At 69.0% G+C, this 15,077-nt stretch carries 14 protein-coding genes and 1 pseudogene; 9 read left to right on the top strand and 6 right to left on the bottom strand.

All coding sequences use genetic code 11. From position 1 onward, the window contains the following. Window positions 1-5 precede the first annotated feature (5 nt). Complete coding sequence (locus tag HXX10_RS10220; protein ID WP_296522079.1) at window positions 6-1,013, bottom strand: TRAP transporter substrate-binding protein; 1,008 nt, start codon at window positions 1,011-1,013, stop codon at window positions 6-8. A 140-nt stretch (window positions 1,014-1,153) separates the two neighbouring features. Between HXX10_RS10220 and HXX10_RS10225 the strand changes: the two genes are divergently transcribed. Beyond that, window positions 1,154-2,044: a LysR substrate-binding domain-containing protein gene (locus tag HXX10_RS10225; RefSeq protein ID WP_296522080.1), complete on the top strand. Its 891-nt coding sequence runs from the start codon at window positions 1,154-1,156 to the stop codon at window positions 2,042-2,044. A gap of 76 nt (window positions 2,045-2,120) precedes the next feature. On the opposite strand, the pseudogene HXX10_RS10230 reads toward HXX10_RS10225, so the two are convergent. Both HXX10_RS10230 and HXX10_RS10235 read right to left on the bottom strand, forming a co-directional pair. Then, window positions 2,121-2,354 (bottom strand): annotated as a pseudogene (locus HXX10_RS10230) (aldo/keto reductase); the annotation flags it as partial. Window positions 2,355-2,495: 141 nt separating this feature from the next. Continuing rightward, on the bottom strand, window positions 2,496-3,155 hold the full coding sequence (locus HXX10_RS10235) for a GntR family transcriptional regulator (protein ID WP_296522081.1): 660 nt from the start codon (window positions 3,153-3,155) through the stop codon (window positions 2,496-2,498). Between the two features lie 211 nt (window positions 3,156-3,366). On the opposite strand from HXX10_RS10235, the gene HXX10_RS10240 reads away from it, so the two are divergent. From HXX10_RS10240 to HXX10_RS10250, 3 genes are read left to right on the top strand one after another with little or no spacing between them, the layout of a single operon-like run. After that, window positions 3,367-4,233 carry an NAD(P)-binding domain-containing protein gene (locus HXX10_RS10240; RefSeq protein WP_296522082.1) on the top strand — a complete coding sequence of 289 codons (867 nt, stop codon included), beginning with the start codon at window positions 3,367-3,369 and terminating at the stop codon, window positions 4,231-4,233. Between the two features lie 32 nt (window positions 4,234-4,265). Then, entirely contained in the window at window positions 4,266-4,904 is a 639-nt protein-coding gene (locus HXX10_RS10245) for an RraA family protein (RefSeq protein WP_296522083.1), read from the top strand. 34 nt (window positions 4,905-4,938) lie between these two features. Continuing rightward, a complete protein-coding gene (locus HXX10_RS10250) occupies window positions 4,939-5,916 on the top strand; it encodes a tripartite tricarboxylate transporter substrate binding protein (protein ID WP_296522084.1) in 978 nt (325 codons plus the stop codon). Window positions 5,917-6,098: 182 nt separating this feature from the next. Here HXX10_RS10250 and HXX10_RS10255 read toward each other — a convergent pair whose 3' ends face one another. Then, on the bottom strand, window positions 6,099-7,079 hold the full coding sequence (locus tag HXX10_RS10255) for an aldo/keto reductase (protein ID WP_296522085.1): 981 nt from the start codon (window positions 7,077-7,079) through the stop codon (window positions 6,099-6,101). Between the two features lie 155 nt (window positions 7,080-7,234). On the opposite strand from HXX10_RS10255, the gene HXX10_RS10260 reads away from it, so the two are divergent. The 5 genes from HXX10_RS10260 to HXX10_RS10280 all read left to right on the top strand — a co-directional run bounded on the left by HXX10_RS10260 (window position 7,235) and on the right by HXX10_RS10280 (window position 12,571). Beyond that, window positions 7,235-8,095 carry an aldo/keto reductase gene (locus HXX10_RS10260; protein WP_296522086.1) on the top strand — a complete coding sequence of 287 codons (861 nt, stop codon included), beginning with the start codon at window positions 7,235-7,237 and terminating at the stop codon, window positions 8,093-8,095. Window positions 8,096-8,400: 305 nt separating this feature from the next. Continuing rightward, a complete protein-coding gene (locus HXX10_RS10265) occupies window positions 8,401-9,816 on the top strand; it encodes a cation-efflux pump (protein ID WP_296522087.1) in 1,416 nt (471 codons plus the stop codon). Between the two features lie 81 nt (window positions 9,817-9,897). After that, window positions 9,898-10,149: an exodeoxyribonuclease VII small subunit gene (locus HXX10_RS10270; protein WP_296522088.1), complete on the top strand. Its 252-nt coding sequence runs from the start codon at window positions 9,898-9,900 to the stop codon at window positions 10,147-10,149. 41 nt (window positions 10,150-10,190) lie between these two features. After that, the gene (locus HXX10_RS10275) at window positions 10,191-11,105 is read left to right on the top strand and encodes a pirin family protein (protein ID WP_296522089.1); all 915 of its coding nucleotides are present in this window, start codon (window positions 10,191-10,193) and stop codon (window positions 11,103-11,105) included. A gap of 32 nt (window positions 11,106-11,137) precedes the next feature. Further along, window positions 11,138-12,571: a pyridoxal-dependent decarboxylase gene (locus HXX10_RS10280; protein ID WP_296522090.1), complete on the top strand. Its 1,434-nt coding sequence runs from the start codon at window positions 11,138-11,140 to the stop codon at window positions 12,569-12,571. Window positions 12,572-12,847: 276 nt separating this feature from the next. Here the strand turns inward: HXX10_RS10280 and HXX10_RS10285 are convergent, their stop codons facing one another. Together HXX10_RS10285 and HXX10_RS10290 are read right to left on the bottom strand one after the other, a co-directional pair. Then, on the bottom strand, window positions 12,848-13,681 hold the full coding sequence (locus HXX10_RS10285; protein WP_296522091.1) for an MBL fold metallo-hydrolase: 834 nt from the start codon (window positions 13,679-13,681) through the stop codon (window positions 12,848-12,850). Window positions 13,682-13,695: 14 nt separating this feature from the next. Continuing rightward, complete coding sequence (locus HXX10_RS10290; protein WP_296522092.1) at window positions 13,696-15,036, bottom strand: gluconate:H+ symporter; 1,341 nt, start codon at window positions 15,034-15,036, stop codon at window positions 13,696-13,698. Window positions 15,037-15,077 lie beyond the last annotated feature (41 nt).

Consider the following 15,077-nt stretch of genomic DNA (forward strand, 5'->3'; position numbering starts at 1 on the left):
CCATGTCAGTGTCCGATCGACGCGGCGATTTCCCGTTTGAGCGCCTCGATGCGCTCCGCCCCGTAGATCGGCGCGAGCCGTTCCCAGCCGACCTGACCGACCTTGACGAACTCGGCCATCTCGGCCGGCGACAGGGTGGTGACGGCGACGCCCCCGGCCGCGATCTTGGCGAGGAAGTCCTTGTTGGCGGCGCGGCTCTTCTGCACCTCCTCGGCCGCCGCCTCGATGGCCGCCTGGGCGATGATGGCGCGGTGCTTGTCCGAGAGGGTCTTCCAGAACCGCGCGCTGACCGTGACGGCGCCCATCGCATAGACGTGGTTGGTCAGCGTCATGAAGCGCTGCGCTTCGAACAGGCGGGAGTTGTAGGTGATGCTCGCGCCGTTGTCCTGGCCGTCCACGGTGCGCTGCTGGAGGGCGACGAACAGGTTCGGCATCGGCATCGTCACGGTCTGGGCGCCGGCGATCTCGAAGAAGCTGCGGATCGACGCCGAGCCGGGAACCCGGATCTTGAGGCCCTTGAGATCGTCCGGCGTGCGGACCGCCTGCTTCGAGTTGGTGACCGAACGGAACTCGAGCTCGAAGAAGGCGAGAGCCACCATCCCGTATTTCTCCATCGTCGCCTTGAGGGTGCGCTGGAGGATTCCTTCGGGATTGTAGAAGATGCGGTCGACCCGATCGAAGCTGCTCGCGATATAAGGCAGGTAGTGGATGTCGAGCAGCGGATCGAGGCCGGTCAGCGAGCCGGGATTGAGGAAGCCGAACTCCAGCGAGCCGCGGCTGAGGTCGCGACCGAGCGCCTCGTCGCCGCCGAGCTGATTGTTCGGAAACACCGTGATGACGACCTCGCCATTGGTCCGCTCCTTGACCAACGCGGCGAAACGCTGGCTCGCGTCGTCGGCCGGCATCCCCATGGCGAAGACGTGGCCGAGACGCGCCTTGGTCTCAGCCTTCACGCCGTGCGGTGCGAGCACGAGCGCCAGCGCGCCGACGGCGGCGAGAAGAATGGATTTCATGATGTTCTCCCTACGCTTATATCTCGCCGTCGACGCCTTCGGGCTCTGTCGATCGGCTTTTGAATCGGATGATGGTCCGGGGGCGGGAGGCTGACAAACGTACTCTTTACATGAACTTGTGAACCTGATTCACAATTGCCATGATCCAGCATGTCCCGATCACGCTGCTTCGCGCCTTCGAGGCCGCCGGCCGGACCGGATCGTTCACGGCGGCGGCCGCGGAGCTGCTGCTGACGCCGAGCGCCGTCAGCCACGCCATCCGCAAGCTCGAGCAGTCGCTGGGGGCGACCCTGTTCGAACGGGCCGGACGCGCCGTCCGGCTCACCCCGGAAGGCGATGCGCTGATGCTGCATATCGGCCGCGGCTTCGAGGAGCTGCGCCGCGGCATGGAGGCGGTGTCGACCCATGCGCCCGGGCTTCTGCGCCTGCATTGCGCGCCGAGCTTCGCGGCGCAGTGGCTGGCGCCGCGCCTGTCCCGCTTTCTGGCGGACTGTCCCGGCATCGAGATCCAGCTCGCCGCCGGCACGGACTACCTGCAGTTCCAGAGCGACGAGTTCGACGCCGACATCGTCTACGGGGCTCCCCGCCAGGAGGGCCTGATCGTCCTGCCGCTCGGCGAGGAGATCATCACGCCACTCTGCACGCCGGCGCTCGCCGCGGCCATCCACGCGCCGGCCGACCTCCTCGGTCACCTGCTGATCGACGGCTACAACCGGACCGTTCGCTGGTCACGGTGGTTCGCGGGCAACGGACTGACGCCGCCGCCCTTCCGCGGCACCCGCTTCGATCGCAGCTTCCTGGCGATCGGCGCCGCCGTGGACGGGATCGGGGTGGCGCTCGATTCGACCCGGCTCGCCGAGCGCGAGCTCGCCGACGGGCGCCTGGTCGCACCACTGCTGGAGCGCGCGACCGACATCCGGCTGGTCGACCACCATCTGGTGTTCCCGCGCATCGCCCGGACGCGCCGGCCGCTGCGGCGCTTCATCGACTGGATCGGACACGAGCTCGCGCTGGACTTCGGGACCTATTGAGCCGGCCCGACGTCCGTCTCGGCGGCGACGCAGCACGGACACCGCCCTCGCGTCAGGCGCGCCGAAGGAGGCCGCCTCAACGGTTGTACACCGGCACCGGCCCACGGAACTCCTCCCACACGGCGTCGCAAGCCGCAACCGTCTCGGCCGAAAGCGGGCCCTCGCGGCAGTTGGCGAGATTCTGCTCGAGCTGCTCCAGCCGGGACGCGCCCAGCACCAAGCCGTCGGCCGCGGTGTGGTGTAAAACCCAGTTGAAGGCCAGGCCGATCAGCGAGCGGCCCGCCGCCGCGGCGATCGCCTTCAGGCTCTCGACGGCCGCAAAGCCGTCCGGAGAATCGCCCTACATCGAGCGACGGCCGCCGACCGGTGGGACACAGCGCCTTCACCGACGAGGCCGCACCACTCCCGCCCCGAGGAGGGAAGCCGACGTCTCGTCGAGCCCTCCGATACCTCATGTCGTTCGGCGCCATTCGCTCCGGTGCTGCATGAAGCGCCGGTAGGACATGCGCAGGTGGAGCTGCATGACCTGCCGGGCGAGCTCGCCGTCGCGCGCCTCGACCGCGATCGTGAGGTCCTGGTGATGGTGCAGGCTCTGCTCCAGCTCGTCACGCGTGAACAGGTAGAAGGCGCGGATGATCACCGGCATGTCGATCATCGTGTCGAGAATCGCGCGCAGGCGCGGCGAGCGCGCATGGTCGAGCAGAACGTGATGGAAGGTGCGGTTCGCCTCCTGGATTTTCACGATCGCGTCGGCCCCGCCCTTGGCGAGCGCGGATGCGATCTGCCGGTTGCTGGCGCGTAGGCTCTCGAGCAAAGCGTCGCCGCCGCGCTCGGCGGCGAGCCTCGCCGCATGGGGCTCGAGCAGCATGCGAAGCTGGAACGTCTCCTCGATGTCGTGCTCGCTCCACTCGGCGACATGGATGCCCTGGCCGGCATCGGCGGTGGCGAGCCCGTCCTCGACCAGCCGCTTGAGGGCGGCGCGCACCGGCGTGCGGCTGAGCCCGAACTCGCGCGCCAGCGGCTCCTCGCGCAGTTGCGTACCGGGCTGGTAGTGCCCGCCGACGAGACGCTGCCGCAATGTCTCGTAGGCCCTGTCCTGTCCGCGTCCCATCTCGCCCCGTTCCTGCCGCGCCGCTGCTGCGCAGCCGTGCGCCCCCGAACTTATGTCGAACCCACTCCGGCACCAAGGGGCGGCGGCGCTGGCGCGAGGCTCGAACTGTACTGTTTTTGTACTTTTATTCCGTCCACATACGTGGAATCACCACACCAATTGCGTGAAATGTATTTTTATTGTATTTTTCAAAAAAATTGGAGAGCCCCAAATGCACATCGCCATCATCGGACTCGGGGAAGTCGGGCGCTGTTACGCCGCGCCGCTGCACGCGGCCGGGCACGAGCTGAGCCTGTGCGAGGCGCGGCCGTCGGCGGCGGCCGAGGAACTGGCCGCGGCCTGCGGGCGGCCGATCCACACCCAGCCGGGCGTCTGGCTCGCCTCGGCCGAATGGATCCTGTCCTGCGTCACCGGTGCCCAGGCTCTGCCGGTGGTCGAGACCCTGCTGCCGAACCTGCCGTCCGGCGCCACCATCGCCGACTTGACCACCGCCGCGCCGGACACCAAGCGGCGCGCCGCCAGGGAGGCCGCCGCGCGCCACGTGCGCTACGTCGACACCGCCATCATGGGGGCCATCTCGCTCAACCGCGTGCGCACGCCGCTGCTCGCCTCCGGCGACGGCGCCGCCGAGCTGCAGGCGCTGCTCGGCAAGGCCGGCGGCCGCGTCCAGGTGATCGAGGGGGGCGTCGCGGGCGACGCCATTTCGCTGAAGATTCTGCGCAGCGTGTTCACCAAGGGCATGGAGGCGCTCGCGGTCGAGCTTCTGACCAGCGCCGAGCAGCAGGGCGTGCGGACGCAGCTCTACGAGCAACTCCGCGACATCGACGAGACGCCGCTGCGGAACTTCCTCGACATGCTGGTGCGCACCCATGTGGTGCACGCCAGGCGCCGACTGCACGAGGTGCGGGACGCCGCGGCCGAGCTCGCCGCGCAGGGCCTGCCCTCGCTCGTGCTGACCGGCGTCGCCGAGCGCTTCCAGAGCACGGTCGACCGCCTCGACCGCCACCCGCTGCAGACCGTCGAGCCGACCGTCGAGGCCGCGCTCGGCTGGCTTCTGTCCGGTCCCGACCACACCTGATCCCGCTTCAACCCGAGCCCGAGGACGACCCGATGGCATCTCCCGAGCAGATCGTTCAGCTGCGCGATCTCGGCGCCGCGACCGTGTACGAGGCACAGGGCGCCAAGGGGGCGCTCGACAACAGCCTGAAGCCGATCGACCCGGCTTCGCGCCTGGCCGGACCGGCCCTCACGGTCGACACCCGCCCGGCCGACAACCTGATGCTCCACTATGCGCTGCTCAAGGCGAAGCCGGGCGACGTGCTGGTGGTCGACGCCAAGGGCTTCATGGAGGCCGGCCCGTGGGGCGACGTGCTGACCGTGCAGGCCATGAAAGCAGGCGTCGCCGGCCTCGTGATCAACGGCTGCGTGCGGGACGCCGGAACCATCATCGGGCTGGGATTCCCGGTGTTCTGCCGCGGTCTCTCGATCAAGAGCACGACCAAGGTTCAGGCCGGCAAGCTCGACGTTCCGGTCGACATCGGCGGCGTCGTGATCAATCCGGGCGACATCGTCGTCGGCGACCGCGACGGGCTGGTGGTCGTGCCGCAAGCCGAGGTCGCATCCGCGATCGCGAGCAGCCTCGCCCGCGAGCACAAGGAAGACCAAATGCGCCAGGCGATCGCCCAAGGCGCGTCAACAGCCGAGTTGCTCGGCCTCACCGACACGCTGACGCGCCTCGGTCTGGTCTGATCCGTCGAACAGCACAACGGAGGAAACAGAAGCGATGTTCACTCCCATCCGATTCTTCGCCGCCTTGTGCGCCGGTCTGCTGCTGGCGGCGCCGTCCGCGTTCGCCGCCGATCCCTATCCATCGCGGCCGATCCGGATGATCGTCGCCTTCGCGGCCGGCGGCTCCGCCGACATCAATGCCCGCGTCGTCGCCCAGCAGCTCGCCAAGGAGCTGGGCGGCACCATCATCATCGAGAACAAGGGCGGCGCCGGCGGAAACCTCGGTGCCGTCGAGGTGAAGCGCTCGGCGCCCGACGGCTACACGATCTTCTACGCCACCTCGGCCGCGGTCCTGGCCCCCGCGCTCTACAGCAAGCCGGGATTCGACCCCTACACGGATTTCGTCCCGATCTCGCTGACCGCGACGATCCCGCTGGTGCTGGTCGTCAATCCGGCCGTCCCGGCCAAGACGGTCGCCGATCTCGCCGCCTGGAGCAAGGAGAAGCGGGGCGAAGTGAACTATGGGTCGTCCGGGGCCGGCGCGATCCTGCATCTCGGTGGCGCCTTGTTCCTCAAGGAGACCGGCGTACAGGCCGCGCACGTGCCTTACAAAGGCAGCGCAGGCGCAGTCTCCGATCTGCTCGGCGGATCCGTGCAGTTCATGTTCCTGCCGATCAACGAGGCGTTTCCGCACATCGACAGCGGCGGATTCCGTCCGCTCGCGGTCGCACACGACCAACGCCTCCCATTGGTGCCGAACGTACCGACGCTGCGCGAGGCGACCGGCCTCTCCACCATGGACATGGGCGCCTGGCAGGGCCTGATGGTGCCGAAGGGCACGCCGAGCGAGATCACCGACAAGCTGACGGCCGCGATCGGCCGCGTGCTGAACGACCGGGACGTGCGCAAGCGCCTCGAGGGCCAGGGCTCGATCGTGCTCGGCGGCACCGCGAAAGACTTTGCCGACTACATGAAGGTCGAGGGCGAGCGCTGGACCCGGATCGTCCGCGAGACCGGCGCGAAGGCCGACTAGGGACTAGGGGCAGGTTCCGCTGGGCCATGGCGCATCATCGAGCCATCGCGGTTCGCAATGCGCCGTGGCGCCCCGGTCGTCACGACCTGCAAGGAGATGTGAGCTCGCGCTGCGGTCGAGCCGATTGGGCAAATCGAGCCGATCGGAACGAAGCCGAGGAGCTCGCCCGATTGCGGGCCGCCTCACCGGTTGTACACCGGCACCGGCCCACGGAACTCCTCCCACACGGCGTCGCAAGCCGCGACCGTCTCGGCCGACAGCGGGCCCTCGCGGCAGGTGGCGAGATTCTGCTCGAGCTGCTCCAGCCGGGACGCGCCCAGCACCAGGCCGTCGGCCGCGGTGTGGTGCAACACCCAGTTGAAGGCCAGGCTGATCAGCGAGCGGCCCGCCGCCGCGGCAATCGCCTTCAGGCTCTCGACGGCCTCGAACGTGCGCGGATGCCAGTAGCGGTCCGCATAGAGCGACTTGCCCCAGAAGGCGGGATCGAAGCGGCCGCCCGCCGTGACGGACTTGGCGTCGTGCTTGCCGGTCAACAGTCCGCCGGCGAGCGGATTGTAGACGAAGGTCGAGACCCCGAGCCGCTTCGCCATCGGCAGGTACTCCGACTCGATGCCGCGCGCTACCAGGCTGTACATCGGCTGCGAGACGGCGGGCGGACGCCAACCGTTCCTTTCCGAGATCCAGAACATCTCGCAGACCTGCCAGGCGGCGTAGTTCGAGGTGGCGACGAAGCGCACCTTGCCGGTGCGCACCAGCGTGTCCATCGCCTCGAGGCTCTCCTCGATCGGCACGGAGGGATCCGGCTGGTGCAGGTAGTAGAGGTCGATCCAGTCGGTCTGCAGCCGCTTCAGGCTCTCCTCGACCTGGCGCAGGATCGCGCGCTTCGACAGGCCGGACTCGTCCGCCCCCTCGCCCATCTTGTGCTGGACCTTGGTCGCCAGCACCACGTCCTTCCGCCTGTCGCGCAACGCATTGCCGAGCATCGTCTCGGCGCCGCCGAGCTGATAGGCGTTGGCGGTGTCGAAGAAGTCGATCCCCTCCTCCAGGCAGCGCGCCACCATCCGGTCGGCGGTCGCCTGGTCGACCGGCTTGCCGAACGTCATGGTGCCGAAGCACAGCCGCGAGACGGTGAGATCGGTGTGAGCAAGTTTTCGGCGGTCCATGGCGCTGCCTTTCCGGGTCGCCCTGTCTTGCCGCCGACGGCGGGCGAACACAACCGCCGCGACGGCATCCGAGGCCCGCGCCGATCGCCCGGTCTGGAACGGGCGCCGCGACCGCGCTAAGGAATCGGCCCGTTCCTGAACACCCGAGTCTCGCCGTGCCCTCCTCCGCCACCTCCTCCCCGGTCCCCACCACGCCCCTTCCCTCCGGCGAACCCGTCCCGGTGCTCGGGCTCGGCACCTGGGGGATGGGCGAGAACCTGCGTCCCGCCGCCCAGGAGGTCGCAGCGCTGCGGCTCGGCCTCGATCTCGGCATGACGCTGATCGACACCGCCGAGATGTATGCCGACGGCGGCGCCGAGGAGATCGTCGGCGAGGCGATCGCGGGACGGCGCGACGAGGTGTTCCTGGTCGACAAGGTGCTGCCCTCTCACGCGACGCGCGCCGGCACCATCGCGGCCTGCGAGGCGAGCCTGAAGCGCCTCGCCACCGATCGCATCGATCTCTATCTGCTGCACTGGCGCGGCCGCGTGCCGTTCGCCGCGACGCTGGAGGGATTCGCGGCCCTGCAGGCGGCCGGAAAGATCCGCCGGTGGGGCGTCAGCAATCTCGACACCGACGACATGAAGGAGCTGGTCGCGCTCACCGGCGGCGACGCGGTCGCGACGAATCAGGTGCTCTACAATCCGACTCGCCGCGGCATCGAATTCGACCTCCTGCCCTGGTGCGCAGCCCGCCGGCTGCCCGTGATGGCCTACTCGCCGATCGAGCAGGGCCGCATCCTGAAGAACCGCACGCTCCTCGCCATCGCGCAGCGCCACGCCGCGACGCCGGCCCAGGTCGCGCTCGCCTTCTCGCTCCGCCGCGACGGCACCATCGCCATCCCGCGGGCCGGCCACCTCGCGCATGTGCGGGAGAATCGCGGCGCCCTCGCGGTCCGGCTCGACGCCGACGACCTCGCCGCGATCGACCGCGCCTTTGCGCCGCCGCACCGCAAGGTTCCCCTCGAGATGCTGTAGAAATTGGTGGCATGCGCGCGTTGCGGCACGTTCGTGCCGCATTTGGCGGCGACAGATCCGCGGGGCGGCCGCCCCACCCGGCCGCGGCAGCGTCGTCTCATACCGAGGTCCCAAACGACGCCCTCGCGACCGGGTGGCGGCGGCCGCCGTGAAATCCCGCAGGCGATCGGCTATCCTGGCGAGCGCAATCGGACCGTGAGCCGACGGACCATCACCCGTCGCAGGCGGCGACCGTTCGGGCCGGGTCTCGTCCACCGGGGCGATGGGCGAGGGTGCGCGCACGTGCCGACAGGGAACGACAGACGATGCTGAGCAAGAAAGAGCGGGTGGCCGCCGTGTCGGTGGTCGCGAGCGGTTCGCTCGCCTGCGCCAAGTTCGTGATCGGCGTGTCGATCGGCAGCCTGGCGCTGATTTCCGACGCCCTGCACAGCCTGATCGATCTCGGCGCCACCCTGGTGACCTGGTACGCCGTGCGGGTCTCCGACCGGCCGCCCGACGCCGAGCACCACTACGGACACGGCAAGGTGGAAAGCCTCGCGGCGCTCGCCGAGACGGCCCTGCTGTTCCTGATCGCCGGCGGCGTCGGCGTGGAGGGCGTGCAGCGCCTGCTCGCCGGCGGAACGACGCCGACCTTCTCGCTCCTGCCGTTCGCCGTGCTGGCGATCGAGATGGTGATCAACGGCTGGCGCGCCCATGTGCTGCGCAAGACCGCGCGCGAGACCGGCAGCCAGGCGCTCGAAGCCGATTCGCTTCACTTCGCCTCCGACATGTACGGCTCGGTCGCCGTCATCATCGGCCTCATCCTGGCCGCCTATGGGCAGGCCTGGGGGGACCCGGCCGCCGCCCTGGTGGTCGCCGTCATCATCGCCGGCCTCGGCGTGCGCATGAGCCGCCGCACCATCGAGGCCCTGATGGACACGGCGCCGCCCGGCGTGCGCGACCGCGTCGCCCGCCTGATCATGGCCGTGCCCGGCGTGGTGCGCATCGAGCGGCTGCGGGTGCGCACCGTCGGCCCGCGCCAGTTCGTCGACGCCGCCATCGCGGTGCCGCGCACCCTGCCGCTCGACCGCGTCGCCTCGCTCAAGGCGACGCTGCAGGCTGCCGTGGAGAAGACGCTCGGCGACACCGATCTCACGGTCAGCACCACACCGGTCGCGCTCGACGACGAGTCCGTGCAGGAGCGCATCATGGTGATCGCCCGCAACCGCGCCCTCGCGGTGCATCACCTCACGGTTCAGACCATCGGCGATCGGCTGGCGGTGGCACTCGACATCGAGGTCGACGGCGACATGCCGATGGGCACGGCGCACGAGATCGCCAGCGGCCTCGAGGATGCGGTCGCGGCCGAGCTCGGACCGTCAGTCGAGGTGGAAACCCACATCGAGCCCCTGCAGGCGCCGAAGCTGCCTGGTCGCGAGGCGGCACCCGTGCGGGTCGCCGCTCTGGTGGAGTCGCTCACCGAGCTCGCGAAGAATCACCCGGCGCTGCGCAACGTGCACGACGTGCGGGTGCGCGAGACGCCGGCCGGCGAGCTGGTGTTCTTCCATTGCCACATCGATCCGGCCCGCAGCGTCATCGACGTGCACGAGGCGGTCGACGAGCTCGAGCGCGACCTGCGCCGGCGTTATCCCGAGATCAAGCGCGCCATCGGCCATGCCGAGCCGCGCCAGGCCGACGCCTCCGTGACGGTGCCGACGCCGAGCGAGGTGCCGACCGCCTAGGCGTCCCACACGGGTGGTGGACATTTAGGCGCCGGCGCGCTCTCTTCGGCCGGCCCGAACGAAGCGGAGTCGATCCCGAGAATGAGCGAGAAGAAGCAAGCCGACGTCGCCATGCTGACGTTCGAGCGCGCGCTCGAGGAGCTGGAGAGCATCGTCGACCGCCTGGAAAGCGGCAACGTGCCGCTTGAGGAATCGGTCGCCATCTACGAGCGCGGCGAGGCGCTGAAGCGCCGCTGCGAGGAGCTTTTGAGCCAGGCCGAGGCGCGCGTGCAGAAGATCACGCTCGATGCGGCCGGCAAGCCGAAGGGCACGGAGCCGCTCGACGTCGGCTGAGCCGGCCGGACCTCACCCCCGAAAATCCCCCGGAGGCCCGCATGAGCTTTTTCCCTGCGAAAGATCCGGCGCCCGGCGACGCCTTCGCGTGCGACGCCATCGCCCAACTGATCGTGCCGCGCACCAGCGATATCGGCGGGCTCGAGGTGCGCCGCGCCCTGCCCTCGGCGCGCCGTCGCATGGTCGGCCCCTTCGTGTTCCTCGACGAGATGGGCCCGGCCGAGTTCCACGCCGGGCAGGGCCTCGACGTGCGGCCGCATCCGCATATCGGGCTCGCCACCGTGACGTATCTGTTCGACGGCGAGATTTTTCACCGCGACAGCCTCGGCACCGCGCAGGCGATCCGCCCCGGCGCCGTCAACTGGATGAGCGCGGGGCGCGGCATCGCCCATTCGGAGCGCACCGCGCCGGACCATCGCCGCGCCGGCGAGCCGCTGCACGGCCTGCAGTGCTGGGTGGCGCTGCCGGCCGCGATCGAGGAGAGCGCGCCCGCCTTCATGCATCACGACGCCGACGCACTGCCGATCGAGACCGCCGAGGGCAAGACCGTGCGGATCGTCGCCGGCTCGCTGTTCGGCCGAACCTCGCCGCTGAAAACCGCGTCCGAGACGCTGTTCGCCGACGTGGCGCTCGTGCCCGGCGCGCGGCTGCCGCTCGACGCCGTCGCCGAGGAGCGCGCCCTCTATCTGGTGTCGGGCGAGATCGAGATCGCCGGCGACCGCTTCGCGAGCGGTCAGCTTCTGGTGTTCCGCCCCGGCGACCGCATCACCGTGACGGCGCTGACGCCGACACGGCTGGCGATCCTGGGCGGCACCGCCATGGACGGTCCGCGCTACATCTGGTGGAACTTCGTCTCCTCGCGAAAAGACCGCATCGAGGCGGCGAAGGCCGACTGGACGGCTGGCCGCTTCGATCCGGTGCCGGGCGAGAGCGAGCCGATGCCGCTGCCGGCGTGAAGACCGGGCGCGGATCGCCACGAGGACACGACATGAGCTTTCGCGACGACGGGGCGATCGCGATCGAGGCGCTGGACGCGTTCGCCGCGAATGCGCGCGGCCGTGGCGGGCCGGTCATCCGCCAGCCGGCGCTGGGCGACCTCGATCGGCGACTCGGGCTCGAGCGGCTGATCGCCGAGGGCGGCCTCACTGGCGATGCGCTTCGAAATTTCCTGACAGATTATCTTGCCGCGTCGACCCGACTGCACCATCCAGGCTACATGGCCCATCAGGTGGCCGTGCCGTTGCCGCACAGCGCCATCGCGGCGCTGGTGGACGCCTTCTGCAACAATGCCATGGCCATCTACGAGATGGGGCCGGCGGCCGCGACGGTCGAGTTCGCCGTGGTGAACTGGATGCTGGACAAGGTGGGTTGGCGCCCGTCACCGCCGCCTGATGCCGCGCGTACGGGCGAACGTCATGGTGGCGGCGTGCTGACCCATGGCGGCTCGCTCGCCAATCTCACGGCGCTTCTGGCCGCCCGCGGCAGGGTCACGCCGCGAGCTTGGGAGGACGGAACGCCCAAAAACCTCGTGATCGTCGCCTCGCCGGCCAGCCACTACTCGATCGCCCGCGCGGCGGGAATCATCGGCCTCGGCCAGAAGGCGATCCGGCATGCGCCGACCGATGCGATGGGCCGGCTCGATCCGGCGTGTCTGGGCGGCTTTCTGGCGGATCTGCGGAAGGACGGTGCGGAGCCGCTCGCCGTCATCGCCAATGCGTGCGGAACGGCGCTGGGGCTCTACGATCCGCTGCGCGACATCGCCGAAAGATGCCGCGAGCACGGCGCGTGGCTGCATGTCGACGGCGCGCACGGGGCGTCGGCGCTGCTGTCTGGTCGTCTGCGCTCACTGCTGGACGGCATCGAACTCGCCGATTCGGTCGTCTGGGACGCCCACAAGATGCTCGGATGCTCCACCTTGTGCGCGGCCGTGCTGGTGCGGGATCACGCGGATCTCGATCACGCGTTCCGCGAGGAGGCGAGCTATCTGTTTCACGAGAAGGATCAGCCCGGCTTCGACTTCATCCATCGGACCGTCGAATGTACCAAGGCAGCGCTCGGCCTGAAGATGTTCTTCGCCCTCGCGGTCCAGGGCGAGCAGGCGATCGCCGCCACGATCGAGCGGCAGACCGACCTTGCCAGGACCGCAGCAGCCATCCTGCGCGCCGAGCGGGGCATCGAGTTGGCGGTCGAGCCCGAGAGCAACATCGTCTGCTTCCGGCTCGATGGCTCCGACGACCTGCAGATCGCGCTGCGCCGGCGCCTGACGGAGAAAGGCGACTTCTACATCTCGACGACCGAGGCACTCGGGCGCCGCTGGCTCCGCCTCGCGCTGATGAATCCAGCGACCGAGCCGAGCGACATCGAGGGCTTGATCATGGAACTGCGCGGGCTGCGGGCCGCGGTCCTGCTGGAAATGTCCTGAAGCTGGCGGGAGCCGAACGAATAGCTCCGCCCTCGCCCTGAGGAGCCGCCGAAGGCGGCGTCTCGAAGCGCGAGGGCGGCCACCGAAATCCGGCTCGCTCGATTTAGACTATTCACGATGTTTAGGTCGGCTGGAGCCGACCTTCGGGTGACGGCCCCATGGTTCGAGACGCGATCCTTCGGATCGCTCCTCACCATGAGGCCGAGAGAGCCGGTGCAACGTCGCAACGAGATGACACGTGTGAAGCGAGGCCCCCGGCCCCGCCCTCGCGTCACATCACGCCGTGACGGTCTCGCCCACGAAGGCCGGGATGAACCTCTCGCCGAACGCCTCCCTCAGCCGCGCCATCATGGCGAAGCCGGTGCAGTGATTGGCGGCGACGAACTCCGGCTCCCAGGCGACGAGCTGCGCGATCGTCTTGTCCTGCTGGTCCTTCGAGACCGGGCCCAGATGCGTGCCGCCGACCCAGCCCTGGAGCTTGTCGAGCCCGGTCACGGCGAAGCCGTAGCGGACGATGTTGACCAGCCCCGAATGGCTGCAGCCGCCGATCACGATCAGGCCGCGCTCGCCCTCGCAGAACAGCACGGCGTCGTCGTCGATCGGATCCTGCACGTCGCCGTCCTCGCCCCGCAGCACCAGCCAAGCGTCGCCGAACTCGAAATCGGTGACGCGCGGCACCGAGCCGGAGAACCACAGATGCGGCGTCAGCCGGCGCGGGGTGTCGCGCAGATCCCACACGCCGCCGAGCGAGCGCAGATAGTCCTCTGGAAACGGAACACCGATCGGCCGCCGCTTGCCGCCGGCGACCGACCAGCGGTCGCCGAACGCCTTCGCGTGCATGATCACCTCGACGTCCTTACGGGCCTCCTGGAGGACACGGACGAGGCCGCCGACATGGTCGTAGTGGCCGTGGCTGATCACCACCATGTCGAGCGTCGCCGGGTGCTTGCCGAGCAGCGCGATGTTGCCGGTGACGGCGCCGGTCTGGCCGGTGTCGTAGAGGATGGTCTTGCCGTCGATCTCGATCAGGAAGGCGGCGCCGTGCTCGGCCGTGAGCGGCAGCGGCGCGCTGATCGGGATGTTGTTGTCCATCGCGACGGTGACTTTCATCTGCCTTGCTCCTCTCAGGCGCCGATCACGAGACGGAACGCCATCAGGGTGGCCAGTCCGACAAATGCGGCGATGATGGTGGACGCCGTGTAGGTCTTGAACATGTCGGGCATCGAGAGCCCGAAATACTCCTTCACGAACCAGAAGCCCGGATCGTTGACGTGCGAGAAGCCGATCGTTCCGATGCCGATCGCGACCGCCACCAGGGCCGGGTCGACGCCCGGATAGAGCGGCAGGATCGGCAGGATCAGGCCGACCGTGGTCAGCATCGCGATGGTCGCGCCGCCGATGGCGATGTGCATGATCAGCGCCGTGCCCCAGGACAGCAGATAGGGATCGATCTGCCACGCGGTCAGCACGACCTTGAGGGCCGCGCCGATCCCGGAATCCATCAGCACCTTGTTGAAGGCGCCGCTCGCCCCGATGATCACCAGGATGGCCGCCATCGGGCCGATCGCCGACTCGCTGAAGCTCCGCAGCGAGGTCATGTCGCGGCCGCGGGCGAGGCCGAGCGTGAAGTAGGCGAGGATCGCGGCGATGAACAGCGCCGTGATCGGCTGGCCGATGAAATTGATCACCGGCATGATCGGGTGGTTCGCTCCGAGCGCCATCTCGAACACCGTCTTGCTGATCATCAGGACCAACGGACAGAGGATGGTGATCAGCGTGACGTCGAGGCGCGGGAGCTGATCGTCCGGCAGAGCGGCGATCTGCAAAAGGTGCTCGGGCGGCTGCAGGGTGAACTTGTCGCCGATCATCTTGCCGATGATCGGGCCGGCGATGGCCGCGGCCGGCAGGCCGACGATCAGGCCGTACAGGATCACCTTGCCGAGATCGGCGTGCAGGGCGACCGCCACGGCGGTGGCGGCCGGATGCGGCGGCACCACGCAATGCACCGTGAACAGGCCGATGATCATCGGCAGGCCGACCATCACGAGCGACATGCCGGCGGCGCGCGCGACGCTGAACAAGAGCGGCATCAGCAGCACGATGCCGACCTGGAAGAACACCGGGATGCCGCAGATGTAGCCGACGATCATCATGGCCCAGTGGGTGTTTCGCCTGCCCAGCAGGCGAATGAGCGTGCGGGCCAGACGCTCGGCGCCACCCGAGACCTCCATCATCTTGCCGACGATGGCGCCGAGCACCAGGATCGGCGCCAGCATGCCGAGGAAGCCGCCGATGCCGCCCTCGATCGACTTGATGATTTGGTCGAGCGGCATGCCGGTGGCGAAGCCGACGAAGGCCGTGGTGCTGATCAGCGCCACGAACGGGTGCAGCTTGACCGCGATCGTGAGCACGAGAAGCAGGACGATGCTGGCGGCGAGGACCAGCAGATAGAGTTCCGTTGTCATGACGTCCTTCCAGCGGGACCGAGGCGGGACGACTGGCGCGG

This window comes from Rhodoplanes sp. (assembly GCF_013377085.1).
Lineage (GTDB): Bacteria > Pseudomonadota > Alphaproteobacteria > Rhizobiales > Xanthobacteraceae > Rhodoplanes.

Excerpts from the sequence above, each read along its gene's own strand:
- HXX10_RS10285 (WP_296522091.1), bottom strand. The coding sequence starts at position 13,681 with ATGAAAGTCACCGTCGCGATGGACAACAACATCCCGATCAGCGCGCCG.
- HXX10_RS10225 (WP_296522080.1), top strand. The coding sequence starts at position 1,154 with ATGATCCAGCATGTCCCGATCACGCTGCTTCGCGCCTTCGAGGCCGCC.
- HXX10_RS10265 (WP_296522087.1), top strand. The coding sequence starts at position 8,401 with ATGCTGAGCAAGAAAGAGCGGGTGGCCGCCGTGTCGGTGGTCGCGAGC.
- HXX10_RS10245 (WP_296522083.1), top strand. The coding sequence starts at position 4,266 with ATGGCATCTCCCGAGCAGATCGTTCAGCTGCGCGATCTCGGCGCCGCG.
- HXX10_RS10250 (WP_296522084.1), top strand. The coding sequence starts at position 4,939 with ATGTTCACTCCCATCCGATTCTTCGCCGCCTTGTGCGCCGGTCTGCTG.
- HXX10_RS10275 (WP_296522089.1), top strand. The coding sequence starts at position 10,191 with ATGAGCTTTTTCCCTGCGAAAGATCCGGCGCCCGGCGACGCCTTCGCG.
- HXX10_RS10235 (WP_296522081.1), bottom strand. The coding sequence starts at position 3,155 with ATGGGACGCGGACAGGACAGGGCCTACGAGACATTGCGGCAGCGTCTC.
- HXX10_RS10220 (WP_296522079.1), bottom strand. The coding sequence starts at position 1,013 with ATGAAATCCATTCTTCTCGCCGCCGTCGGCGCGCTGGCGCTCGTGCTC.
- HXX10_RS10240 (WP_296522082.1), top strand. The coding sequence starts at position 3,367 with ATGCACATCGCCATCATCGGACTCGGGGAAGTCGGGCGCTGTTACGCC.
- HXX10_RS10290 (WP_296522092.1), bottom strand. The coding sequence starts at position 15,036 with ATGACAACGGAACTCTATCTGCTGGTCCTCGCCGCCAGCATCGTCCTG.
- HXX10_RS10280 (WP_296522090.1), top strand. The coding sequence starts at position 11,138 with ATGAGCTTTCGCGACGACGGGGCGATCGCGATCGAGGCGCTGGACGCG.
- HXX10_RS10255 (WP_296522085.1), bottom strand. The coding sequence starts at position 7,079 with ATGGACCGCCGAAAACTTGCTCACACCGATCTCACCGTCTCGCGGCTG.
- HXX10_RS10270 (WP_296522088.1), top strand. The coding sequence starts at position 9,898 with ATGAGCGAGAAGAAGCAAGCCGACGTCGCCATGCTGACGTTCGAGCGC.